The 22,645-nt window shown below is 52.1% G+C and carries 15 protein-coding genes and 1 pseudogene; 7 read left to right on the top strand and 9 right to left on the bottom strand.

Annotated features, from left to right (window positions below):
* Window positions 1-207: 207 nt before the first annotated feature.
* The gene (locus RBT11_14410; protein MDX9787973.1) at window positions 208-1,272 is read left to right on the top strand and encodes a mechanosensitive ion channel family protein; all 1,065 of its coding nucleotides are present in this window, start codon (window positions 208-210) and stop codon (window positions 1,270-1,272) included.
* On the opposite strand, the gene RBT11_14405 is transcribed toward RBT11_14410, so the two are convergent.
* The 5 genes from RBT11_14405 to RBT11_14385 all read right to left on the bottom strand — a co-directional run bounded on the left by RBT11_14405 (window position 1,242) and on the right by RBT11_14385 (window position 10,681).
* Window positions 1,242-3,923, bottom strand: coding sequence for a GNAT family N-acetyltransferase (locus tag RBT11_14405; GenBank protein ID MDX9787972.1), 2,682 nt, complete (start codon window positions 3,921-3,923; stop codon window positions 1,242-1,244). The two genes, RBT11_14410 and RBT11_14405, sit on opposite strands and share 31 nt — an antisense overlap.
* A 60-nt stretch (window positions 3,924-3,983) precedes the next feature.
* Window positions 3,984-6,122, bottom strand: a complete 2,139-nt coding sequence (gene glgP / locus RBT11_14400) for an alpha-glucan family phosphorylase (GenBank protein MDX9787971.1) — start codon at window positions 6,120-6,122, stop codon at window positions 3,984-3,986.
* A 278-nt stretch (window positions 6,123-6,400) separates the two neighbouring features.
* Window positions 6,401-6,871, bottom strand: coding sequence for a DUF1499 domain-containing protein (locus RBT11_14395; protein MDX9787970.1), 471 nt, complete (start codon window positions 6,869-6,871; stop codon window positions 6,401-6,403).
* Window positions 6,872-7,043: 172 nt separating this feature from the next.
* Window positions 7,044-9,440, bottom strand: coding sequence for an ATP-binding protein (locus RBT11_14390; GenBank protein ID MDX9787969.1), 2,397 nt, complete (start codon window positions 9,438-9,440; stop codon window positions 7,044-7,046).
* A 128-nt stretch (window positions 9,441-9,568) separates the two neighbouring features.
* Window positions 9,569-10,681 carry a hypothetical protein gene (locus RBT11_14385; GenBank protein ID MDX9787968.1) on the bottom strand — a complete coding sequence of 371 codons (1,113 nt, stop codon included), beginning with the start codon at window positions 10,679-10,681 and terminating at the stop codon, window positions 9,569-9,571.
* A gap of 224 nt (window positions 10,682-10,905) precedes the next feature.
* Here RBT11_14385 and RBT11_14380 point away from each other — a divergent pair, with 224 nt between their 5' ends.
* The 6 genes from RBT11_14380 (at window position 10,906) to arfB (ending at window position 19,488) form a co-directional block, all read left to right on the top strand.
* On the top strand, window positions 10,906-11,496 hold the full coding sequence (locus RBT11_14380; protein ID MDX9787967.1) for an N-acetyltransferase: 591 nt from the start codon (window positions 10,906-10,908) through the stop codon (window positions 11,494-11,496).
* Between the two features lie 83 nt (window positions 11,497-11,579).
* On the top strand, window positions 11,580-12,971 hold the full coding sequence (argH, locus tag RBT11_14375; protein ID MDX9787966.1) for an argininosuccinate lyase: 1,392 nt from the start codon (window positions 11,580-11,582) through the stop codon (window positions 12,969-12,971).
* A 287-nt stretch (window positions 12,972-13,258) separates the two neighbouring features.
* Window positions 13,259-14,524 carry an argininosuccinate synthase gene (locus RBT11_14370; protein ID MDX9787965.1) on the top strand — a complete coding sequence of 422 codons (1,266 nt, stop codon included), beginning with the start codon at window positions 13,259-13,261 and terminating at the stop codon, window positions 14,522-14,524.
* A gap of 79 nt (window positions 14,525-14,603) precedes the next feature.
* Complete coding sequence (carA, locus tag RBT11_14365) at window positions 14,604-15,710, top strand: glutamine-hydrolyzing carbamoyl-phosphate synthase small subunit (GenBank protein MDX9787964.1); 1,107 nt, start codon at window positions 14,604-14,606, stop codon at window positions 15,708-15,710.
* A gap of 5 nt (window positions 15,711-15,715) precedes the next feature.
* A complete protein-coding gene (gene carB, locus RBT11_14360; protein ID MDX9787963.1) occupies window positions 15,716-18,925 on the top strand; it encodes a carbamoyl-phosphate synthase large subunit in 3,210 nt (1,069 codons plus the stop codon).
* Window positions 18,926-19,074: 149 nt separating this feature from the next.
* The gene (gene arfB, locus RBT11_14355; protein ID MDX9787962.1) at window positions 19,075-19,488 is read left to right on the top strand and encodes an alternative ribosome rescue aminoacyl-tRNA hydrolase ArfB; all 414 of its coding nucleotides are present in this window, start codon (window positions 19,075-19,077) and stop codon (window positions 19,486-19,488) included.
* A gap of 55 nt (window positions 19,489-19,543) precedes the next feature.
* On the opposite strand, the gene RBT11_14350 is transcribed toward arfB, so the two are convergent.
* The 4 genes and pseudogenes from RBT11_14350 to RBT11_14335 all read right to left on the bottom strand — a co-directional run bounded on the left by RBT11_14350 (window position 19,544) and on the right by RBT11_14335 (window position 22,592).
* Window positions 19,544-20,389, bottom strand: coding sequence for a hypothetical protein (locus RBT11_14350; protein MDX9787961.1), 846 nt, complete (start codon window positions 20,387-20,389; stop codon window positions 19,544-19,546).
* Window positions 20,386-21,198 carry a hypothetical protein gene (locus RBT11_14345; GenBank protein ID MDX9787960.1) on the bottom strand — a complete coding sequence of 271 codons (813 nt, stop codon included), beginning with the start codon at window positions 21,196-21,198 and terminating at the stop codon, window positions 20,386-20,388. Before RBT11_14345 ends, RBT11_14350 begins: the two co-directional genes overlap by 4 nt.
* The gene (locus RBT11_14340) at window positions 21,195-21,923 is read right to left on the bottom strand and encodes an ABC transporter ATP-binding protein (protein ID MDX9787959.1); all 729 of its coding nucleotides are present in this window, start codon (window positions 21,921-21,923) and stop codon (window positions 21,195-21,197) included. The genes RBT11_14345 and RBT11_14340 overlap by 4 nt, the downstream gene beginning before the upstream one ends.
* A gap of 561 nt (window positions 21,924-22,484) precedes the next feature.
* Window positions 22,485-22,592: pseudogene (locus RBT11_14335) on the bottom strand (prepilin-type N-terminal cleavage/methylation domain-containing protein).
* Between the last annotated feature and the right edge of the window lie 53 nt (window positions 22,593-22,645).

Here is a 22,645-nt window from a genome sequence, read left to right as displayed (position 1 = left end):
CTTCCGGAAAAACCGGCTCCTCTAATTAAAACGTGCACGAAAAAGCGTGCTTAATTGGAGCAATTCTTTGGCCGCCAAACAGCCCGGCTCCCGGCCTGGCAGGGATAGGCATAGGATAAATGAGTAAGCAACCGACAGTTCTCACAAATTTGACATTTGGCGCCATAATGAATAAGCTTCCCGAAAAGACCGATTGGAAGGATGCCTATGTTTTCAGAAATTATCCTCTATCACAATCAGTTAGTGGAATGGCTGATCGCTGTCGCGATGGCGATGTTCTTTTTTCTGGCCGTGGAAATAGCCAGGCGCGTCATCTACAAAAAGCTCTCAGCCTTTGCCGCCAAAACCGACACCATCTGGGACAATTTACTGGCGGAATTGATTGATCGCCTGAATATCCTCTGTTTGCTTGTTCTGGCCGTCTATCTTGGCTCTCTGCAGCTTTCTCTTCCGGAAAAAGTCAATGCCGTTCTTGGCCATACGGTGGCTATTTTCGTTTTGATTCAGATCGCCGTTCTTTGCACCCATAGTGTGAGTTTTTGGGTCAACCGCTATCGGTCACAAAAACTAGCAAGCAATGCCGGGGCGGTCACCACATTGACCTCTGTCGGGTTTCTTTTGCGCATGATGATCTGGATCATTCTGCTCCTAATCGGCCTGGACAATTTAGGTTTCAACATCACCACTCTCATCGCCGGGCTCGGTATCAGCGGTATTGCCGTAGCCCTGGCCATTCAGAATGTGTTGGGGGATTTATTTGCCTCTTTCTCGATTGTTCTGGATAAACCCTTTGTCATCGGAGATTTTATCATTATCGACGATTACATGGGCACGATAGAACATGTGGGCTTGAAAACCACCCGAATTCGCAGCCTATCAGGAGAACAACTCATCTTTGCCAATGCCGATATGCTAAAAAGCCGCATTCGCAACTACAGGCGCATGTATGAACGGCGCGTGGTTTTTTCCATTGGGGTGGTCTACCAAACGCCCCATGAAAAAATCAGTCAAATTCCCGAAATGATTCGCAAGGCAATTGAAAAAAATTCCAAAACGCGCTTCGACCGCGCCCATTTCAAAGAATATGGTGATTTCGCGCTGAAGTTCGAAGTTGTGTACTGGGTTCATGATCCGGATTTTACGCTCTATATGGATATTCAACAGGCCATCAATCTGGATATTCTCAAACAGTTCGGTGACGCGGGCATCGAATTTGCTTACCCGACCCAGACATTAATGCTTCAGCGACCTTCTTCGCCTCCTTCAAAATGAATAACCAGCTCATTATCTCCGGAATCAGGATCCTTGTTGATTTCAAAGCCCAACTTTTTTCCCAGCATGAGCATGTTCTTGTTCTCTTTTAATACGATGCCGTGCACCAATTTAAACCCTCGTTTTTCGGCAATTGTGAGACATTTTTCCAGCAGGGTCGAACCAATTCCCCGGCCTTGCCAGGCATCCCCTACCAGAACGGCAAATTCACCCGTCTTTCCATCCGGATCACCAATGATTCTGGCAACCCCCAGCATTCGATCGGGTTGCGCCTCTTCATCAATGGCAACCAACGCAATCTCCCGATCGTAATCGATCTGCGTGAACCGGGCCAGCATCTCGGGGTTAAATTCCTTTAACAGCCCGAAGAAACGATAATAAATGGTCGTGGGGGAAAGTTCCTTGAACAACGCCGTAAACAGGGGGACGTCCTCGGGCTTGACGGGCCGGATAAAAATCCGGTGTCCCTCAACACTGAGCATATGGGATTCATCCTCCTCCGGATACGGGCCGATCACCAAATGCAGGGAGGACGGCACATCAAGCGGTGAAACCAGTATGCGGGCATCGACCGCAACAGGATTGCCGTTCTTGATCAAGACGGGATTCATATCCAGCTCGGCAATTTCGGGAAAATCAATCAGGAGCTGAGAGAGCCGAACGATCATTTCTTCGAGCCGTTCCATGTCCGCGGGGGGGCGGTTGCGGAATCCCTTTAACAGGGAAAAGGCTTTGGTTTCCTGCATGAGCCGCCGGGCAAGCAACCGGTTCATGGGAGGGAGCCCCAAGGCACCGTCCTTTAACACTTCCGTGAAAATGCCGCCCATACCGAAAAGAATCACTGGCCCGAAATTGGCATCGCGCTTGGCGCCGAGTAAAATTTCAAAATCGGGATTTGCAAAATAGGGCTGAATCGTTACCCCTTCGATTCGGGCGTCGGGGTTGTACCGCTGAGCAGACAATGTGATTTGGCGGAAGGATTCCCTGACATCCGCTTCGCAACGTAAATCCAGCCGGACCCCGCCGGCATCGGTCTTGTGGGAAATGTCCGGAGAGTGAACCTTCATGACCAGCGGGTATCCCAATTCACGACCGATACTCGCGGCTTGTGACGCGCTCGCCGCAAATTCCGTCCGGATAACGGGCAGGCCATATGCCATGAGCAAATCCTTTGAATCCGTTTCCGGCATAAAGGTTTGCGCGGGCGCCCGGGAAAGCAGTGCTCGGGCTTTTTCCTGATCAAACACCATCTGCCCGGTCAATTTCGGTGGAATTTCCAAAAGGGTTTCAAGGTTTCCGGCATACTCCACCATATACAGAAAGGCTCTGACCGCCCGTTCCGGTGTATCATAGGTTGGAATTCCGGCATGATTCAAGCGTTCCACGGCAACCTCGATGCTTTTGCCGCCCATCCAGCAGGTAAACACCGGATACCGGCGCCCTTTGGTTGCGGAAGCCAGGACTTCGGCCACCGAAAGCGGATCCGTAAGGGCCTGGGGCGCCAGAATGACCAGCACCCCGTCCAGGTTCTTGGAGGCAAAACAGATCTCCAGAGCACGGTGAAACCGTTCCGCCGAAGCATCGCCGAGAATGTCTATGGGGTTTCCCTTGCTCCAAAAGGTCGGCAGAAAGGAATCAAGCGCCTGAAAGGTTTCAGCGTCAAGCGGGGCGGGCTCTTGTCCATACCGGGCAAGCGTGTCGGTCGCCATCACGCCCGGACCTCCGCCATTGGTGAGAATCGCCAGCCGGGGGCCGCGCGGCCGCGGTTGCTTCGCCATCAACTCCGCGCAGTCGAAGAGTTCTTCGATGGTGTCCACGCGCACGATGCCGGCCCGTTTGAAGGCAGCGTCATATACCGCATCCTCGCCGGCCATGGCGCCCGTGTGGGAAGCGGCGGCCTTGGCCCCAGCAGGACTTCTGCCGGACTTGAGAACGATAATGGGTTTGATCCGGGAAACGGAACGGGCCGCGCTCATGAATTTTCGGAAATTCGTCAAACTTTCGATATATAACAGAATGCTTTTTGCCGAGGAATCATTCCCCAGAAAATCGATCATATCGCCGAAATCAACATCCAGCATGGAACCGATGCTGACAAAATGGCTGAAGCCGATATGCTCCTTAAACGCCAGATCCAGAATCGCCGAACAAATGGCGCCGCTCTGGGATACAAAAGCCAGACTCCCGGCCACGGGCATCTCGGAAGCAAAGCTGGCATTGAGCTTTCCCGCGGGCTGAATAATGCCCATGCAGTTCGGCCCCACGATTCGCAGCCCCCCGTCATGGGCGATCCGCTGAATTTTTTCTTCGATCTTCCGGCCCTGCTTGCCAACCTCCTTTCCCCCCGCCGAAATAATAACGGCGCCCCCGACCTTCTTTTCGACGCATTCACTCACGATCTCTGCAACGCCATGAATCGGTGTTGCGATAATCGCCAAATCCACTTCCGTTTCCAGCGCGGAAATCGATTTAAAGGACTGATGCCCGTGAAGGATTTCATGTTGGGGATTCACCGGCAGCAACGTTCCGGAAAACCCGCCGTCAATCAGATTTTTCATCAGCGCGTTGCCGATGGTTCCCGCTTTTTCGCTTGCCCCCACTACCGCAACATGGCGCGGTTTAAACATACGATTCAGATTGTATTGCCCCATCGCTCTCCCCGTCTTTTTCTAAGCATAAATCTTGTGACTGCAGATTAAGCTGTCGCAACACTATCCCTTCAGCGTTATTTCAATACTCCTGGAATAGAACTTCTTGATATATTCCTTTACCATTCTGCGCGCGGAAAACCTGGCGGCATTGCTTTTCATGGCCGCCTTCATCACCTTGACCCAGTCAAGCGGAACACCGTTCTCCGAAACTTTATAGTACATCGGCAAAATTTCCTTCTCGATAATATCATACAATTTTTCCGAATCGGCTGAATCCGGGTCCGCTCCTCCTTCTTCGCCGGCAAAGGCCCATCCGTTTTTCCCGTCAAACCCTTCCATCCACCAACCGTCCAAGATACTCAGTTGCGGAACACCGTTGAGCGCGGCCTTCATGCCGCTTGTTCCGCTGGCCTCCAGCGGCGGCAAGGGGTTGTTCAACCATACATCCACCCCATGCACCAGGTATTGGGCCAATTGCTCGCCGTAACCCTCAACAAAGGCGATTCGACCGCCCAACTGCGGATCACGCGCCAGATTGATCAGATTTTGCAACACCCGCTTGCCGGGGTCATCGGCCGGATGCGCCTTTCCCGCGAAAATAATTTGAATGGGCCGCCATTTATCCTTCAGGTGCTTTTTTAGCCGCTCCAGATCCTTGAAAATCAAAAGCGCTCTTTTGTAAGTGGCAAACCTGCGGGCAAATCCGAAGGTCAACACCGAAGGATCCAGAAAGGCACCCCCGGTCAGCATGACGGAAGCACTGGCGCCGCCGTGAGACCATCGCCGGCGGGCACGGTCCCGAATCGCATCGATCAGCTTCACCTTGAGCCAAAAATGCGTCCGCCACAACGCATCATCCGGAATATCGTCCAGGGACGCCCATGTCTCGGCATCATCATGCGCACCAAGCCATTGCGGACCCAAATACTTGTCCAGCAACAGCTTCATTTTCGGTTCAATCCAGGTAGGCACATGTACGCCGTTGGTCACATAGTCGATCGGTATGTGATCTTCCGGCACATCGGGCCACAGACTTTGCCACATTCGCCTGGACACCTCGGCATGGCGCTTGCTCACGGCATTCTTGCATCCGGAGAGCCGAAGGGAAAACGCCGTCATATTAAATCCGGCAGTGGGTTGTTCCGGATGGACACCCATTTGAAAAAAAGCCTCCCGGTCAAGACCTAACCCGGGCCAATATTGATGGAAATATCGCTCGATCAACGGGTAAGGAAATACGTCATGTCCCGCGGGAACAGGCGTATGGGTCGTAAAGATGGTGGAGTCGACCACCCGTTGACGCGCCGCAGCAAAATTCTTACCCCGCGCCACCTGTTCCCTGATTCTCTCCAGAAGCGCAAAGGCGGCATGCCCCTCGTTCAGATGCAACAGGTAATGCTCGATTCCCAGGGTTTTTAAAACCACCGCGCCGCCGATCCCCAAAACGATTTCCTGGCGCAACCGCTGTTCCAAATCTCCGGTGTAAAGCCGGGCACTGATGCTTCGGTTCCAGGGGTCATTCGCCGCGACATCCGTATCCATCAGGTAAAGCGAAATTCTTCCCACGCTGACCTTCCATACCGCAACATAAATGGGCGGATCCGTCATCGGAATCTCAACAACAAGTTGTTTCCCGTTTTCATCCATTACCCTTGAAATAGCCGCGGCATCCCGATCAATCGGCTCATTCAGATTTTCCTGCCATCCGTCATCACGGATTTGTTGCCTCAGATACCCTTCCGGATACATGAAGCCCATGGCCACCAGCGGAACACATAAGTCACTGCATTCCTTTATATAATCTCCAGCCAAAAACCCGAGCCCCCCCGCATAAAAGGGCAGCGAGCGATGCAACCCGTATTCCGCTGAAAAATAGGCCACGGCATAGGTATGGTTTTCCGGAACGGTGGCCAGCAAATCGCATGCTCTTTTCGTCATGTAGTCCTTGAAAATCGCCATAATTTCATCGTAGCGCTGAAGATAGGCCTTGTCTGAAACCGCCGATGCCAGAATCTCCGGCGGCAACTCCCGCAGCATCTTATCCGGGTTATACCCACTGTCTTTCCAGGCCTGGCGATCCAGTGATTTAAAAAGCATGCGCGCGCCGGGATTCCAACTCCACCATAAATTTTCCGCCAGCTCTTCGAGCCCCGCGATGCGGTCCGGCAAATGGGGAAATAACGGCTGATCCATTTCCATGTGCGTCCTCTCTTTTGAAAGTGAATGCGCCGAATAATTTGGCAGTCACCCTATAGATTTCTATTGATAAGCAAGTATCATACCCACCATCCGGTAACATCAATTAAGAGATAACTCATTGACAATAATGTATTAATTTCCAACGTGGGTGCTTTGCGGGATTTCCCCGGCGTCGGCTTTTTTTACAGCTGTAAGCCGTTGCTTACCCAGGGGTGCCAGCGCATCTGAAAATCGCTCGGTGAAAACCGAAAGACTTATCTCATAAAAAATAACGATGGTCAGACGTGGTTCTCTATAATTCCCTCTGATATCAGCTTCCGCCTTAGAGACTCGACCCGCCGGCGATTGACGCCCAGGTCCGAATACCCGGTTCTTGAAGCGGAGCGAATGGATATAACGCCATCGGAAAGGTTCAGAGATAATTCAAGGTCATCCACAAATCGAAAGATTCGGCTCCTGCACTCTGCATGAAGATAGGTGTCCGTCGCCAAAACAATCACCGTTCTCGGAATAGTAGCCACCAGTTCTTCAACCCGGCGCCAATTCGCGGCAAAGTCGCTTTTTAAGCGATACGGTTCGATCTTGTGCCTTTCATCGGCAGCTTTCGTTGAAACACAATTGGGGCGATCCGGGCATTCGGCAATGCCGTAGGGAGTATCCTCAGGGGCGCGCGCCGGGCTGCCTGAGCACCCCCCCGTAATCGATAAGATTAGCATGGTTTTAAGAAAGGCATTAAGCGATGGCGGCATCTTCACGGATTTTTCCTCATCTATTATCAGCTTATTCCGGAAAGAAAGCAGCTATGAAAACCACCTCGTTTCATAATAAGCTACTATAATCATGTTTTTCCGGAATTTCCAATCAGAAACCATATCCGCCAGGGCAATCGCATGCGCTCAAAAAAACCCATTCCTGTCGATCTCAAACCATAACCATTTGATATTTTAAGGACTGTTCCAGATAAGAAAAAAGCTTTTTCTGAACCAATCCGTACAGGCTGTCTGAAGGGTACACTCCTTTTGCATTCGGGGTTCCCGCCGCGATGCCGGTTAACATCTCAATTCCCTCCTCAATGGTAGCCGCAGGGTAAACGTGAAACATTTCCTTTTCAGCTGCTTCAACAACTTCTTTTCTCAGCATGAGGTTTTTTACATTCGCTTTTGGAATGATAACCCCCTGCTTTCCGGTCAACCCTTTTGCCTTGCAGACATCAAAAAACCCCTCGATCTTTTGATTCACGCCGCCGATGGCCTGAATCTCCCCCTTCTGATTTACCGAACCGGTGACGGCAACGCCCTGGCGAATGGGAATGCCGGACAGGCTGGATAAAATTGCGTACAACTCTGTTGATGAGGCACTGTCTCCGTCTATGCCGATGTAACTCTGCTCAAAAGCGATGCTGATGGATAAACATAGCGGATATTGCTGGGCAAATGTTCGGCCTAAATATCCGGACAATATCAACACCCCTTTGTCATGAGTTCTGCCGCTGAGATCGGCTTCCCGTTCGATATTGATGATCCCGTGCTTGCCCATGAAGGTCTCGGCGGTAATACGCGAAGGACGGCCAAAAGAGATATCGCCAATGGTAAAAACCGCCAGGGCATTTACCTGACCCACCTTTTCCCCGGCCACATCGATCATGATCGAGTTGTCGGTATAGGACTCCTGGATTTTTTCTTCATAGAGGTTGTATCGAAAACGGTATTGATTAAAGGCCGTTACGACGTGCTGCTCGGATATAATGCGAGCGTTATCCCTGCGCGCCCAATAATCGGCTTCTTTAATGATGCCGACGACGGGGCCGAACCGCAAACTGAGTTTATCCCGATGGGCCACGGCTTTCTTTCCGAATTCAACAATCGCGGCCACCCCTTCGGCCGATACCGGTTTTAATTTTTCTTCCCGGCAGACACGCGCCACAAATTTGGCATACTGCTGCATGGTCGCTTCGCTGCATTGGGTTTCATGGTCGAAATCCGCGCGCACCCTGAATATTTTATTAAACTTGCTGTCGTTGTCCTGCAGCATCTGAAAAATTTCGTAGCTGCCGAGTAACACGACTTTCACTTCCAAGGGGATCGGTTCAGGCCGAAGGGATGCCGTGCCTATCCCCATGCCAACCGCCGCATCTTCAATATAAAGTAACTTATTTTGCAATGCGCGCTTTAAGGCCTCCCAAACCGGTCCGTTCTGCAGCACCGATTCAATCTCCAAAATCAGATACCCGCCGTTGGCCCGTAGAAGAGAGCCGGCCTGCACCATGGTATAATCGGTGGTGAGCATGCCCATGATCGCTTTTTTCTCGATACTGCCGAACAAATTGGCATAGGTCGGGTTCGGTTCATAAATTACCGGCGCACCTTTGCTGAACCGATGATCCACCAGCACGTTTACCTTGAACGGGTCTATTTCCACATCCATGGGAGGGGTCGATCTATCCGGGCTTTCCACATCGTCCGAGGACTCCGGTAAAATCGTTTCGATATTTTCCGATATGTAACTCTTCATTTCATCCAAGTAATTCAAAATATCCTTGCTGTCGCGATACTGGTTGCGAATCGAGGCCATCCGATCGCTTAGAACAAAAAGCGTTGTCTCCTGCACCAGGGTGTCGATTCGTTTCTGTTGCTCATAACTGATTTTACGAATTTCCGTCATTGCCGAATCGATTTTTTCATTAAACGCCTGCAATTCCGCTTCTATTTCCGCTTTTTTCTCGGCCGAAAGCGTTTGAAAAAATTCTGTGGTCATAGGCTTCCCCTCAAAGAGGGGAACCGGTTGATATCCCGCCGGGCCCTTGGTGATAACGATTCTCTTCTCGGTAGCAGCTTCATCCAATTGCATGGTCAGTGCTGCTTTTTCCCGGTTAAAACTCTCCGTTATTTCCTTTAGTTTTTCCGTATAGGGCTTGCTTTCAAATTCTTTGGGCAACCTCACGGTCACATCATCGACCACCTTTTGAACCGCCCGGCAAAATCGGGTCGCCTTGCCCGAAGGAACCGCAATGGGGACCGGCCGATACACGTCATTAAAGTTATTCACCAGGCACCAATCCATAGGCGTTGGAAGATTTCTGGCGAATTTTGTAACCAGATCCTTGACAATCGTATTTTTGCCGGTGCCTTCAATCCCGGTTACGAAGATATTATAGCCCGGGCTTTCCATATTGAGTCCGAATTCAATGGCCTGCACGGCGCGTTCCTGACCGATGACATCGGCAAGCGGGTCTATTTCTCCGGTATGTTTAAATAAAAATATATCCGGACTGCAGTTGCTTCGAAGATCGCAAACAGCCAATCGGTTCATTTCAGGCATGAAAAACTCCTTTTATCGCTCACTATCCATAACAAAACAGTTCGTTATCGTTGTATTCAAAAATTCTACCGACAGTAACAGGTGATTTGATGTCGATGCCAAGCCGCACAACCTAAGGCTTTGCCGAATCAGGCATAAATGATATTCCACTTCAGCGGCGGATATTTCCAGACACCGGGCTTGGGAAGAATATGTTGAAGACCAACGGAGAGCCAGAAGGGATCCGGGTTGATTTCCCTTAATCGGCCGTCCTCCGGCGGACGGGCGGACGCCGTATAGGCATAGGTGGTCTGGAAAATGCAGATGGCGTTCTTTTTCTCATGCACCACTACGTAATTCTTGTAGAACTGCCTGACCGAAAGACCATGCGCCTCGGCAATCTGATGAATCTCCTGAAGCGACAGTTTGATCAGAATCGATTTACTGACCCCTCTTTCGTTCACGCGAATCAATGCTCTGGATTCGCTGCTGCCCGCATATACCGTGGAAATAGAGGACAGCCGCCGCATATACTGGGCGGCGACAATGGCGGCCGTTCTTCTGCCACCCGCCATGACGGGCAGACCGTAATATTCGAAAAATTTCTTTTGAATGTCTTCGGCGTATTTGTCGCCTTTTTCGTAAAGGTCTTTGGAAATATAGCGAAGTGTTTGCGCGAGATCCTCGGCTGCCTCCGCAATGGGCCAGTCGATTCGGACATGAAAATGGGAAAGGGCGTACCGATCCTTTGCCGCAGCGGTCACATCCCGCTGAATCAGCAGCGCGTAATCCACAGGAAGCAACCCGCGAAGGAAATCAAAAAAACGGACCGAATCCAAATATTTTTGACTGCGATCAAAAGGCCCGTCCAGCGGCAAAAAATCGGACTGCAGCAGATTACATTTGGTCGTCTTATTGACATCAAAAAAACGAATATATTTTTTATGAATGTCCGGAATGGCCCCCTCGATAAAAATGACCAGAAACGCATTCTGCTCCCCATACTCCACAATCGGTATCCTCGCTCGGGGCTTAAGCTCGCGTTTTTCAACAAAAGGATAGGGGATTTTTTTTTCTCTGAAATTCGTGTAAGAATCCACCAGGGCATACTGAAGCAAAAACGAATCCAGTTGATCCCGCAGCAGTTCATAATACGAACGTCTTAACCGCTCCTTCTGACTTAATTCCTCACGGATACTCCAGAATACCAAGGTATGCCCCTCTGACCCGATGCAACGCCCCCATCCAGGTGGTTGCAGCAAGTGGCCATCCAAGTTAGCACGGATCGGAATAATTGGTATTTATTAGCATTCGTTACATAACCCGTCAATACGAGAGGCACTCTCTTTCAATTATTTTCCATCGCAATCCATCACCCGTATGCGGAAATTAATATTGCGCTCCCCTCTTGACAGGCCGCGGGTTTTCCCCCATAATTTCATTTTTCTTGGGATATCAACTAGTAACTATTAACTAGGGAACGCGCATGGACTATATTGACATTCCGCCGGACCCGGGCCAGCTTCCGGAGACCGGGGATTCGAAAATTGATAAAATCCCCTTCGACGCCAGGGGAGACAGCGACTATCCCGTTCGAAAGGCCAGAGTAGCGGATGTCCGGGGCATTTTAACGCTGGTAAACAGTTTTGCCGCCTCTAATCTCATGCTGGCCAGGGGGCCGCAGTACATCTATGAGAACATCAGGGATTTTGTGGTCGCCGTGGACGATCGGCGCAAGTCTCCGGATTATCCGGCCGGGCAATCATCCCCCCTGATTATCGCTTGCGGCAGCTTACATGTGCTCTGGGAAAACATCGCGGAAATACGCTCTACGGCCATTCACCTGGACTACCAGCATAAGGGCCTGGGAAGAAAGCTCATCGATCACATGAAAATAGAGGCTGCGGAACTCGGCATCAACATGTTGTTTACCTGGACACTGGCGGAAGATTTCTTTAAACAACTCGGTTTCAAACGCAAAGGAAAAGAAGAGCTTTCTCAAAAGGTCTGGGGGGAATGCAGCCGGTGCCCCAAATATTTCAAGTGCGACGAAGTGGGCATGGTCCTGGAAATTTGATAGTACCGGACAACCGTCTTCGATCATACACGCTGTTGCGTGTCAAAGAGATAACGAACGAACCGATTCAAAAGGGATCATCAATGAAAAAACCATGGGGGGGGCGATTTCGGGAAGCCACCCGGTCCTCAGTGGAGGGTTTCACGGAGTCGCTGTCATTTGATCATCGTCTTCACCCGTATGACATTCAGGGAAGCATCGCTCACGCCGGAATGCTGGGCAAGGCCGGCCTTATCGGGGTGAATGAAGCCCAAACCATTATCACCGGCCTGAAAGCGGTGGCCGAGGACATCGAAAACGGCCGAGTTGTCTTTGATCCGGCATTTGAAGACATTCATATGCTCATAGAGCATTTGTTGACCGAGAAAATCGGCCCGGTCGGCAAGAAACTTCATACGGCCCGCAGCCGCAATGATCAGGTCGCCACCGATATTCGCCTTTGGTTGAAGGATGTGGGGGCAAACCTTTCAAGTCGCTTACGAAAACTTCAAAAGGCCTTTCTGGACTGCGCCATCGCCAACGAGCACCTGATTATGCCGGGCTTTACGCACCTTCAGCATGCCCAGCCGGTGGGCGTGGCCTTTTATCTGCTGGCCTTTCTGGAAAAATTCGATCGGGATATCTCCCGTATCGAAGATTGCCTGAAGCGGGCCGATGTCCTTCCGCTGGGCGCTTGCGCCCTGGCCGGCACGACGCTGAACATCGACCGGAACATGGTCGCAGCGGCGCTCAACTTTCAGCAGGTTTCCAGAAACAGCATGGACAGTGTGAGCGATCGGGATTTTCTCATTGAATACGCCCTTGACCTATCCCTCATCGCCACCCATATCAGCAATTTTTGTGAAGACATGATCATCTGGGCAAGCGCCGAATACGCGTTTATCACCATTGACGACGGCTATTGTACCGGTTCCTCGATCATGCCGCAAAAGAAGAATCCGGATGTGCATGAACTCTTGCGGGGAAAAACCGCTCGCGTGCATGCGGCGCTCTATGCGCTGTTGACCTTGATGAAGGGGCTGCCTCAGGCGTACAACCGGGATATGCAGGAGGACAAGGAGCGGATTTTCGACGCGCACGACACGGTGTTCGCCTCGGTCTCCATTCTGACCGAACTGATCGCCCACACGCATTTTAACCAGGGCCGCCTGCTCGACTCCACCCAAAAGGGATTTATGGAAGCCACCGCCCTGGCGGAACACCTGGTGGCAAAGGGGGTTTTTTTCAGAGACGCCCACCATGTCGCAGGCGAGCTTGTCCGGTTGGCGGAATCCGAAAAAAAGACGCTGGCGGCCCTGACGCTTGCCGACATGAGAAAGGTGAGCCCAGCGATTGACAGCGATGTTTTCGCCGTATTGTCCTGCGAGAAAATATTAGACCGGGTTTCCAGCGCGGGCGGCACCGGCTGGGCCGAAATAAAAACGAATTTGAATTATTGGGAAAAGCGGCTTGCGGCACCGGCCCGGAATTCCTGACCGGCAAAAATGGCAGCCCCATTTTTTCCCCATTTTTTTCTTGACAAGTGTAAGGCGATTTGTCAGGTTCAGCCACAAATTTAATGCTGAATAGTTGAAGATAGAGCATATGAAACATTTTTCACTCAACACAAAAACCATTCGTATCCGCCGCCGCCGTACCCGCCGAGAGGCCGGGTGGTTTATGCATTGGCATAAGGTAAGCGCGTGACACAACCTAACATGCATAAAGCCCCGGCAACTTGCCGGGGCTTTTTTTTTGCCGATAAATAGAAAGGAAAAAGTGTATGACAACAGAGCGCGTCAAAAAAGTGGTGTTGGCTTATAGCGGTGGATTGGACACTTCGGTCATCGTCCCCTGGCTGAAACAAAATTATGATAATTGCGAAGTCATCTGCTTTACGGCGGATCTCGGGCAGGAAGAAGAACTGGAGGGCCTGGATAAAAAAGCTATCGCCTCGGGCGCCAGCAAACTTTATGTTCGGGACATTCGGGAAGAATTTTTAAGGGAGTATGTCTACCCGACCCTTCAGGCCGGCGCCGTTTATGAGCGCGATTACCTTTTGGGCACCTCCTTTGCCCGGCCGCTGATCGCCAAGCACATGGTGGAGATCGCCGAAGCCGAGGGCGCGGACGCGATCGCCCATGGATGCACCGGCAAGGGAAACGATCAGGTGCGGTTTGAACTGAGTGTCATGGCCCTGAATCCCAAATTGAAGATTATTGCGCCCTGGCGGGAATGGCATATTCGAAGCCGGGAAGATGCGCTGGCCTATGCCGCCAAACACAACGTGCCGGTCACTCAGACCAAAAAGGACATCTACAGCCGGGACCGGAACCTGTTTCATTTGTCCCATGAAGGGGGGCTGTTGGAAAACCCCTGGAATGAGCCCGAAGAGAGCATGTTTCAGCTTTCGGTCAGTCCGGAAAAAGCCCCGGACAAGCCGGAAATGATCGAGATCGCGTTTGAAAAGGGCGTTCCCACGAGTCTCAACGGGGAGACGCTCTCGGCCGTGACGCTGTTTACCCAATTAAACCGGATCGCCGCTGCGCACGGAATCGGCCGCGTGGATATGGTGGAAAACCGGCTGGTGGGAATGAAGAGCCGGGGCGTCTATGAAACCCCCGCCGGCACCGTCATTCACCGGGCGCACCAGGCCCTGGAGAGTATCTGCCTGGACAAAAACACCATGCACTACAAGGATTTTGTAGCCGTTAAATACGCGGAACTGGTGTATAATGGCATGTGGTTTACGCGGCTGAAGGACGCCATGGACGCCTTTGTCACCGTCACGCAGCAGCAGGTTACCGGCACGGTCCGCCTGAAGCTGTACAAGGGCAACATCATCGTGGCCGGCAGAAAGAGCCCCTTTAGCCTGTACCGGGAAGATTACGCCTCTTTCGGAGAAGAAGACGTTTACAATCAGAAGGACGCACACGGCTTTATTCAGTTGTTCGGGCTTCCCCAGAAAGTCGAGGCGTTGCTGGCCATCGACGGCGGCGGGGCGAGCCGGCACAGAAAGCCGGATTATAGCATATTCAAACGCGACTGATTTGAAATGATGAATTGTAACCTTGTAGGGGCGAACGGCCCATTCAAACAAACAACCTTTACTCGCAATTGATGAAATGATGAGCAACCCTATGAAAGCACGGTTATTACTGGCGGACGGCACCCTGTTTGAGGGGATTTCCCTGGGCGCACCGGGCACCCGCATCGGAGAGGTGGTATTTAATACCGCCATGACGGGCTACCAGGAGATTCTGACCGATCCCTCCTATCATTTTCAACTGATCTGCATGACCTACCCCCAGATCGGCAACTACGGGGTCAACCCGCAGGATTTTGAATCCCGGAGAATTTACGCGGCCGGATTCATCATTCGCGAATGCAGCCCGGTGGTCAGCAACTGGAAGGCGGACCGGTCCTTGAATGATTATCTCAAGCACTACGGCATTGTCGGCATCAGTGAGGTGGATACCCGCGCGCTGACCCGGCATATTCGGAATCACGGCGCGCAGCTCGGCGTGATCACTACCAGTGATGATCCGGTGAACACACTTCTTGCAACGCTGAGCGACAGCCCGAAGCTGGTCGGCCGGGATATCGTGCAGGAAGTCACCGCCAAAGCGCCCTATGACTGGCCCCCGGATTTAACGGATGACCACGCCGAATCCCTGCCGTTTAAAGTCGCGGTATACGATTTCGGCGTGAAGTTTTCCATTCTGCGGCTGCTCTATGATGTGGGATGCCGGTTGCGCGTTTTTCCCGCCGATGCCCCGGCCGAGGATCTTCTGGCCTGGGAACCCGACGGCATTTTTCTTTCAAACGGGCCGGGTGATCCCGAACCCGTGACCTATGCCATTGAAAACGTTCGCCGGTTATTGGGAAAAAAACCGATATTCGGTATTTGTCTCGGCCTTCAGATTCTGGGGCTGGCCCTGGGGGGGAAAACCCATAAGCTCAAATTCGGCCATCACGGCGCCAATCACCCGGTCAAACACCTGCCGACCGGCGCCGTGGAGATTACCTCTCAGAACCACGGATTTGTGGTGGACATTCACAGCCTTCCCGAAAAAGAGGTCAAAGTAACGCATATCAATCTCAACGACAACACGCTCGAAGGGTTTAAACATAAATCCCTGCGGGCCTTTGCCGTGCAATATCACCCGGAATCCGCTCCCGGTCCCCACGACAGTCGGTATCTTTTTCAACAATTTATCGAGGACATGAAATAACCGCTATGCCGAAACGAAAAGACATCAAACGAATACTGGTTATCGGATCCGGCCCGATCGTGATCGGTCAAGCCTGCGAATTTGATTATTCCGGCACCCAGGCTTGCAAGGCCCTTCGGGAAGAAGGGTTCATCGTCATTCTGGTCAACAGCAACCCGGCCACCATCATGACGGACCCGGAGCTCTCGGATCGAACCTATATCGAGCCCCTTCGGGCCGAGGCCATCACCCAAATCATCGAAATCGAGCGCCCGGACGCCTTGCTGCCGACCCTGGGCGGGCAAACCAGCTTGAACCTGGCCGTGGAACTGGCGGAAAGCGGCGTGCTGGAAACATACGGCGTGGAGCTGATCGGCGCCAACCTTGAAACCATCAAGGTGGCCGAAGACCGGGAGCTTTTCCGAAACGCCATGATGGAAATCGGCATGCAGGTGCCGGAAGGCGGTTGCGCGCACACATTGGCGGAAGCAGAAGTCATTCAGGAAGCCGTCGGGTTTCCCCTGATCATTCGCCCGGCCTTTACCCTAGGCGGTATCGGCGGCAGCGTGGTGTATAACCGGGAAGAATTCACTCAGGCCGTTCAATGGGGGTTATCGGCCAGCCCGGTATCGGAAATTCTCATCGAGCAATCCGTGCTCGGTTGGAAGGAATACGAGCTTGAGATCATGCGCGACGGCGCGGATAATTTCGTGGTGGTCTGCTCCATTGAGAATCTGGACCCCATGGGCATTCACACCGGGGACTCCATCACGGTGGCCCCTGCCCAGACCCTGACCGACATGGAATACCAGATCATGCGAAATGCGGCCAAAAAAATCGTCACCCGGGTGGGCGTTGAAACCGGCGGCGCCAATATACAATTTGCCGTCAACCCGAAAAACGGTGAAATGGTCGTCATTGAAATGAATCCCAGGGTATCGAGAAGCTCGGCCCTTGCTTCAAAGGCCACGGGCTTTCCCATCGCCCGGATTGCGGCCAAGCTGGCCGTCGGCTATCGTCTGGATGAAATTCCAAACGATATCACCCGCAAAACGCCGGCCTGCTTTGAGCCGGCCATCGATTACGTGGTCGTGAAAGTGCCCCGATGGGACATGGAAAAATTTCCGGGCAACGATGTGCGGCTCAATTCCCAGATGAAGTCCGTGGGAGAGGCCATGGGCATCGGCCGGACCTTTAAGGAAGCCTTCAATAAAACGCTGAGATCCCTTGAAAACGGCTGGTCCGGGTTTCATGCCATCGGCACGGCCATTCAGCACCTTACCCGGCAGGTACTCACGACGGATCTGCGTTTCGGCACGCCGGACCGGATTCTGAAACTCTGGCAGGCCCTTTCCATCGGCATGAGCCCGCAGGAAATTTACGAAATTTCCGGTATCGATATCTGGTTCACCCAACACATGAAAGAGCTGGTCGACGTTGAAAAAGAGATCGCCGCGCAAGCGACGCTTCCGGCTGATTTATTAAGAAGGGCCAAGCGATTGGGATTTTCGGATCAGCATATCGGGCTTCTCACCCATCAATCAAAAGAGGCCATTCGGCAGCTTCGAAAAGAAAAAAACGTGCTGCCGTCTTACAAGATCGTGGACACCTGCGCCGCCGAGTTTGAATCCTTTACGCCCTATTTTTACTCCACCTATGACATGGAAAACGAATCCGTGCGTAGCGAAAAGAAAAAGGTCATCATTCTCGGCGGCGGCCCGAATAGAATCGGCCAGGGCATCGAGTTCGACTATTGCTGTGTTCACGGGATCATGGCCCTGCGGGATCTTGGGATCGAGGCCATCATGATCAACTGCAACCCCGAAACCGTCAGTACCGATTACGATGTGGCCGACAAGCTCTATTTCGAGCCCCTGACCTATGAGGATGTGCTAAGCGTCATCGACCTGGAAAAACCGGACGGGGTGATCATTCAGTTCGGCGGTCAGACCCCTTTAAAGCTTGCCCTGGCGCTTGAAACAGCAGGGGTTCCCATCTGGGGAACCTCGCCGGACTCCATTGACCTGGCTGAAGACCGGGACCGGTTTGGCGCTCTCTTGCACGAGTTCAATATTCCCCACCCGCAGTACGGAACCGCCACCAGCGTGGCCGAAGCGATTGAGGTGGGCAACCGCATCGGGTTTCCCCTCATGGTGCGGCCTTCCTATGTCCTGGGCGGGCGCGCCATGGAAATCGTTTATGATATTGAAACGCTGGAGCACTACATGAAAAACGCGGTGGCCGCTTCCGAAAAACACCCGGTGCTGCTGGACCGGTTTCTGGAAGACGCTTACGAATTCGATGTGGATGCCATCTCGGACGGCGAGCACACGGAAATCTGCGGCATCATGCAGCACATCGAGGAAGCAGGCGTTCATTCCGGGGACTCCATGGCCGTGTTGCCGCCCTACTTGCTGACCCGGGAACAGCGGGAAGATATCGAGGAATACACGCGCCTTCTGGCCAAGGCCCTGAAAGTGAAAGGCCTCATCAATATTCAATACGCCATCATGTTTGACACCATCTATATTCTCGAAGTCAACCCGCGCGCCTCCCGGACCATTCCCTTTGTCAGCAAAACCACCGGGGTTCCCATGGCCAAGCTGGCCGTTCAAGTTATGGCCGGGAAAAAACTGCGCGATTTGGGATATAAATTCCGTTACGATCTGCCGTATGTAGCGGTCAAGGAATCGGTCTTTCCCTTTGACCGGTTTGATAAGGCCGATATCTTCCTCCGGCCCGAAATGCGTTCCACCGGCGAAGCCATGGGCATCTCAACCACCTTCGGCGCCGCCGTATTCAAGGCCTTTCAATCCTCGGGCATCGATGTGCCCAAAACCGGCACCGTCTTTATCAGCGTCAACGACAGTGACAAGGACCGAATGCTTCCCATCGCGGAAGGCTTAAGTCATCTGGGCTGGGACATCGTGGCAACCAAGGGAACCGCCGAGCAAATCAGCAGCCGGGGCATCGCGGTGACAACCATCCTGAAGGTCAACGAAGGAAGGCCCAACATTGTGGACAAAATCAAAAACGGCAAAATCCACCTGATCATTAAAACCCCCCTGGGCCATCGTTCGCGGCAGGATGAATACGAAATCGGCCGCACCGCCATCAAATACCGGGTGCCGTTCATCACCACCCTCTCTGCGGCCGAGGCCATTGTGCGGGGGATCAGATCCTATCAAAAACGACCCTTTACCTATCAGCCGCTGCAGGAGTTTCATCAGATGTAAGGGGGTGAAGCGTTCGTTGGGGTTAGACCCTTTACCAGAAACATGCACGCTTTTGTGTGTATATATTCGCCGAAGGTGAAAGATGGCTTTTATGCATCCCAGCATCCCAGCATTCCAGCATCCGGCTTTGCCGGATTAGGGGAGCGGCGTTGCTGAAAATCACGAATACCATTATCCTTCCGGAAAGCGAAATCGAGATCAGTGCGATCCGGGCACAGGGCGCGGGCGGTCAGAACGTCAACAAGGTCGCCAGCGCCGTGCATCTTCGCTTCGATATTCGGGCCTCTTCCCTGCCGGAGTTTTATAAGGAACGGCTATTAAAGAAGAACGACCATCGCATCACGGCCGACGGTGTCATCATTATCAAGGCACAACAATTCCGCAGCCAGGAGAAAAACAGGGAAGATGCGCTGCGGCGGCTTCAGTTGATGATCAGAAACGCCGTCGTTACTCCCAAAGCCCGCCGGCCGACCCGACCGACGCAAAGCGCCCGGCAAAAACGCCTCGACAGCAAAACCAAAAGAGGACGGGTGAAACAGTTGCGGGGGAAGGTAATCGATTAATTCGGTTCCCTCAAGTGAAATTTAATTTTTTCTAAGCGTGGCTGATATCTTGGAATTATTTCTTCACCATTTTGCTGGTCGTATCAATCCGGCCCTCTTGATTGATAAAAAATTGACCGCCATAAGGATCCACGGGTAATTGTTGAATCAGGCCTGCCGCTACGAGTTCCGCTAATTCAGCGGGAGCCCGATTGAATTTTGCGCGAAACTTCGCGACCAGCTGTTCCAGCCCATTCATTTGCGCCAATATCTGAATACGCAACTTATACTGTTCTGCGATCTCAGTGTCCGTTGTCTGTTTCAGCATCTCACTGAGGAAAATGATGCCACGCTGGTAATCGGAACTGTAAGCGGAAAGACGAGCCGCAAGAGTTGCAAGATAAAAGGGAGCGCCCGGAATTTTCGAGGCCTCCATCAGATATTTGGCGCCATTGGCAGAATCCTTGCCGAAATTGTAATAATTAAGGCCCATATAGTAGGGAATGCGATAATTTGCCGGCAGGTGGTTTCTGGCCTTCGCGAGAAGTTCATTGGCGGCGCGATAATTTTTTTTATCCCAGGTCAGAAACACCTGTGAAAACAGATAGGCGTCCCAGAAATAGGGATCAAGATCCGTGATGGTGTTCAACGTGTGTTTAATACTCCCCCAATCTTCATCGGTAAACTGGTCCAGCCGCTCCGTTTTACCGCCAACAAAGGTCATGAACTTAACGAGCAAAATGTCCGACATCAACCCCTTGAACTCAAGGGAGAGGGGTTTTAGGAGCGCGGACGGAAGGGTGTATTCCAGGAACTGATCTTCAATAAATTCGACCCGTTCTTTTTTGAGCCCGGTCGCGGTGACCCCATAGCCGATCAGAAGGGCAATGAAAACGGTAACCATCGAAATTCGTTTTGTCATTGCAATTCCCGCCTGCTGAAAATCTGAACGGCCAGAAAAAGCAACAGCGCTGCGTACAGCACGCTGTAGAAGAAAAGAAGCAGCGAATGCGTGCCGGACATCAGCATGCCGTGGCTGGCCAGTACCTTGATATCGAATGCCGAGAAATTGGGGAATAGAAACTCAAGCACACGCCAGAATATCTGCTTTCCGGGGCTTGCGAACTGCTTTGACACTTTCAGGAACTGAATCACCTCTTCAATGCTTTGGCCGGCCACATAGGTGCCAAGGGAAAAGAGCAGTGTTAAAAAAGAACTGGAAGAAAAGGCGCTAAAAAAAACAATGGCCGCATTGAGGATCACGAACATTTCCATCTCGTAGACAATCGCCTGAAGGTAGCAAGCCCAGGAAAAGTCGCTAAACCCCACCCCGGAGGTGCTCCATTTAATCAGCGCGATCATTCCCGCGCCGAATCCGGCGAGAAATAAAATGGACATGAGAATGAGCGACAGGGTGCCTGCGTACTTTCCGAGAATATACTCCAGACGGGAGATTGGCTTGGAAAGAACGCAATAAATGGTCCGTTTATCGATGTCTTTCGCCAGGAGATTGATATTGACGAAAAAACAAAGCAGAAGCCCGGTAAACCCCACAACCGAGAGGTTTAAATCCACCGCCACCTTTCCGATCTCGTACCCAAACATGGATGTCATCGCGATCGTCGCTAAAAACATCAACAGGGCCATTCCCATCACCCCGAATACGGCCCGGTCCCGAATGCCTTCTCTGAATGTCAATGTCGCCAAATACCAGATTCGCATTATCATCATGATTGCTCGTGCTGAATGGTCTCAAAGAAAATGGGTTCCAGCGCATTGCCGGTCAGATCCGAATTTTTCATGACCCGAAGAAGCCTTCCTTTGTTCATGATCGCCATCCGATCGCATAATCGCTCGACATCGTTCAGAATATGAGAGCAAAAAAGAACCGTCTTTCCCTGCGTCTTCAGATCGAGAACCAAATCCACCACCTCCTTTCGGCCGATGGGATCCAGGCCGGACATGGGCTCATCCAGAATAATCAGTTTCGGATCATGCACCAGCGCAAAACAGATGCCGGCCCGCTGGGTCATTCCTTTGGAGTAACCTCTTAGTTTGCGGTGTCGCGCATGCTCAAGCGACATGAGCTTAAGCAATAAATCAATTCTGGCTTCCGTATCCTCACGCCGCATTCCGGAGGTTCGGGCACCGAACCGCATCAGCTCTTCCGCGGAAAGGTGATCGTAGTAGTAGGGGTTTTCAGGAAGATATCCGATGTGATGCTTAAATTCCGGATTGGCGGGAGATTGCCCCAGCACCGTGATGGCGCCCCCGCACGGTCGAATAAAGCCCATGAGCATTTTCAAAAGCGTGCTTTTCCCGGCGCCGTTCGGCCCAATGATGCCGAAGATTTCCCCGGCTTCGATGGTCAGGGTCAGATCCGTAACCGCCTCGACCACCTTTCTGGAAAAGCATGTTCGAAAACGTTTGTTGACGTGATCGAAGATGATGTTCAAGTAGGTGCTCCTCTTTTTGAGCACCAAAAGCCCCCGCCTTTCGGCGCAGGGGCTTTTGATGTGTAACCCGGGAAAATCGGGATTCAAACGCTATTCTTAGTTGCGTGCAACCCAAAGGCCAGCGGTTATATCGGTAGTTGCTGGTGATAATGAAGCAGCATCAATCGGAGCGCCTGTAGCATGCTGATAGATGGTATTGGTCGGGAGATCAACCGCTGTGGTGCCATCCGTGTCACGTCGCCCAAACTCCATTGCGACATCTTCCGCTGCGAGGGTACTGCCGGTTATAACTGCGAACTGCTTCCCGGCGGCTGCACCACCCGCGTATCCACCCGCATTTGTCGCACCGGTATAGGTGGCAACCGAGTTCGCGGAAATAGCAATTGGATTTAAATCGGGAATACCGGCACTAAGCGCCTGCCCGCCAGCATTTGTGATGGTGATATCCCCTGTTGGCGCAACAGCGGCAACTGTATCGTGTGGATACATATTCCATTCAGAATAGTACCCACCCACTTCATTAGAAATCACTTTCACATCCGCCAACGCCTGAGTGTTAAAAGACCGGGCGCGGTATTTGGTAAACTGCGGAATAGCGATAGCGGCCAAAATACCGATAATGGCGATGACGATCATCAGTTCGATCAAGGTAAAGCCTTTGTTGTTCATTCTCATTTTTTGAATCATTTTTCTTTCCCTCCCTTGTTGGTCTGTCCAGTTAA

This window comes from Desulfobacterales bacterium (assembly GCA_034003325.1).
In the GTDB taxonomy this organism is placed as follows: domain Bacteria; phylum Desulfobacterota; class Desulfobacteria; order Desulfobacterales; family JAFDDL01; genus JAVEYW01.
This window is presented reverse-complemented; position numbering and strand designations above follow the sequence as displayed.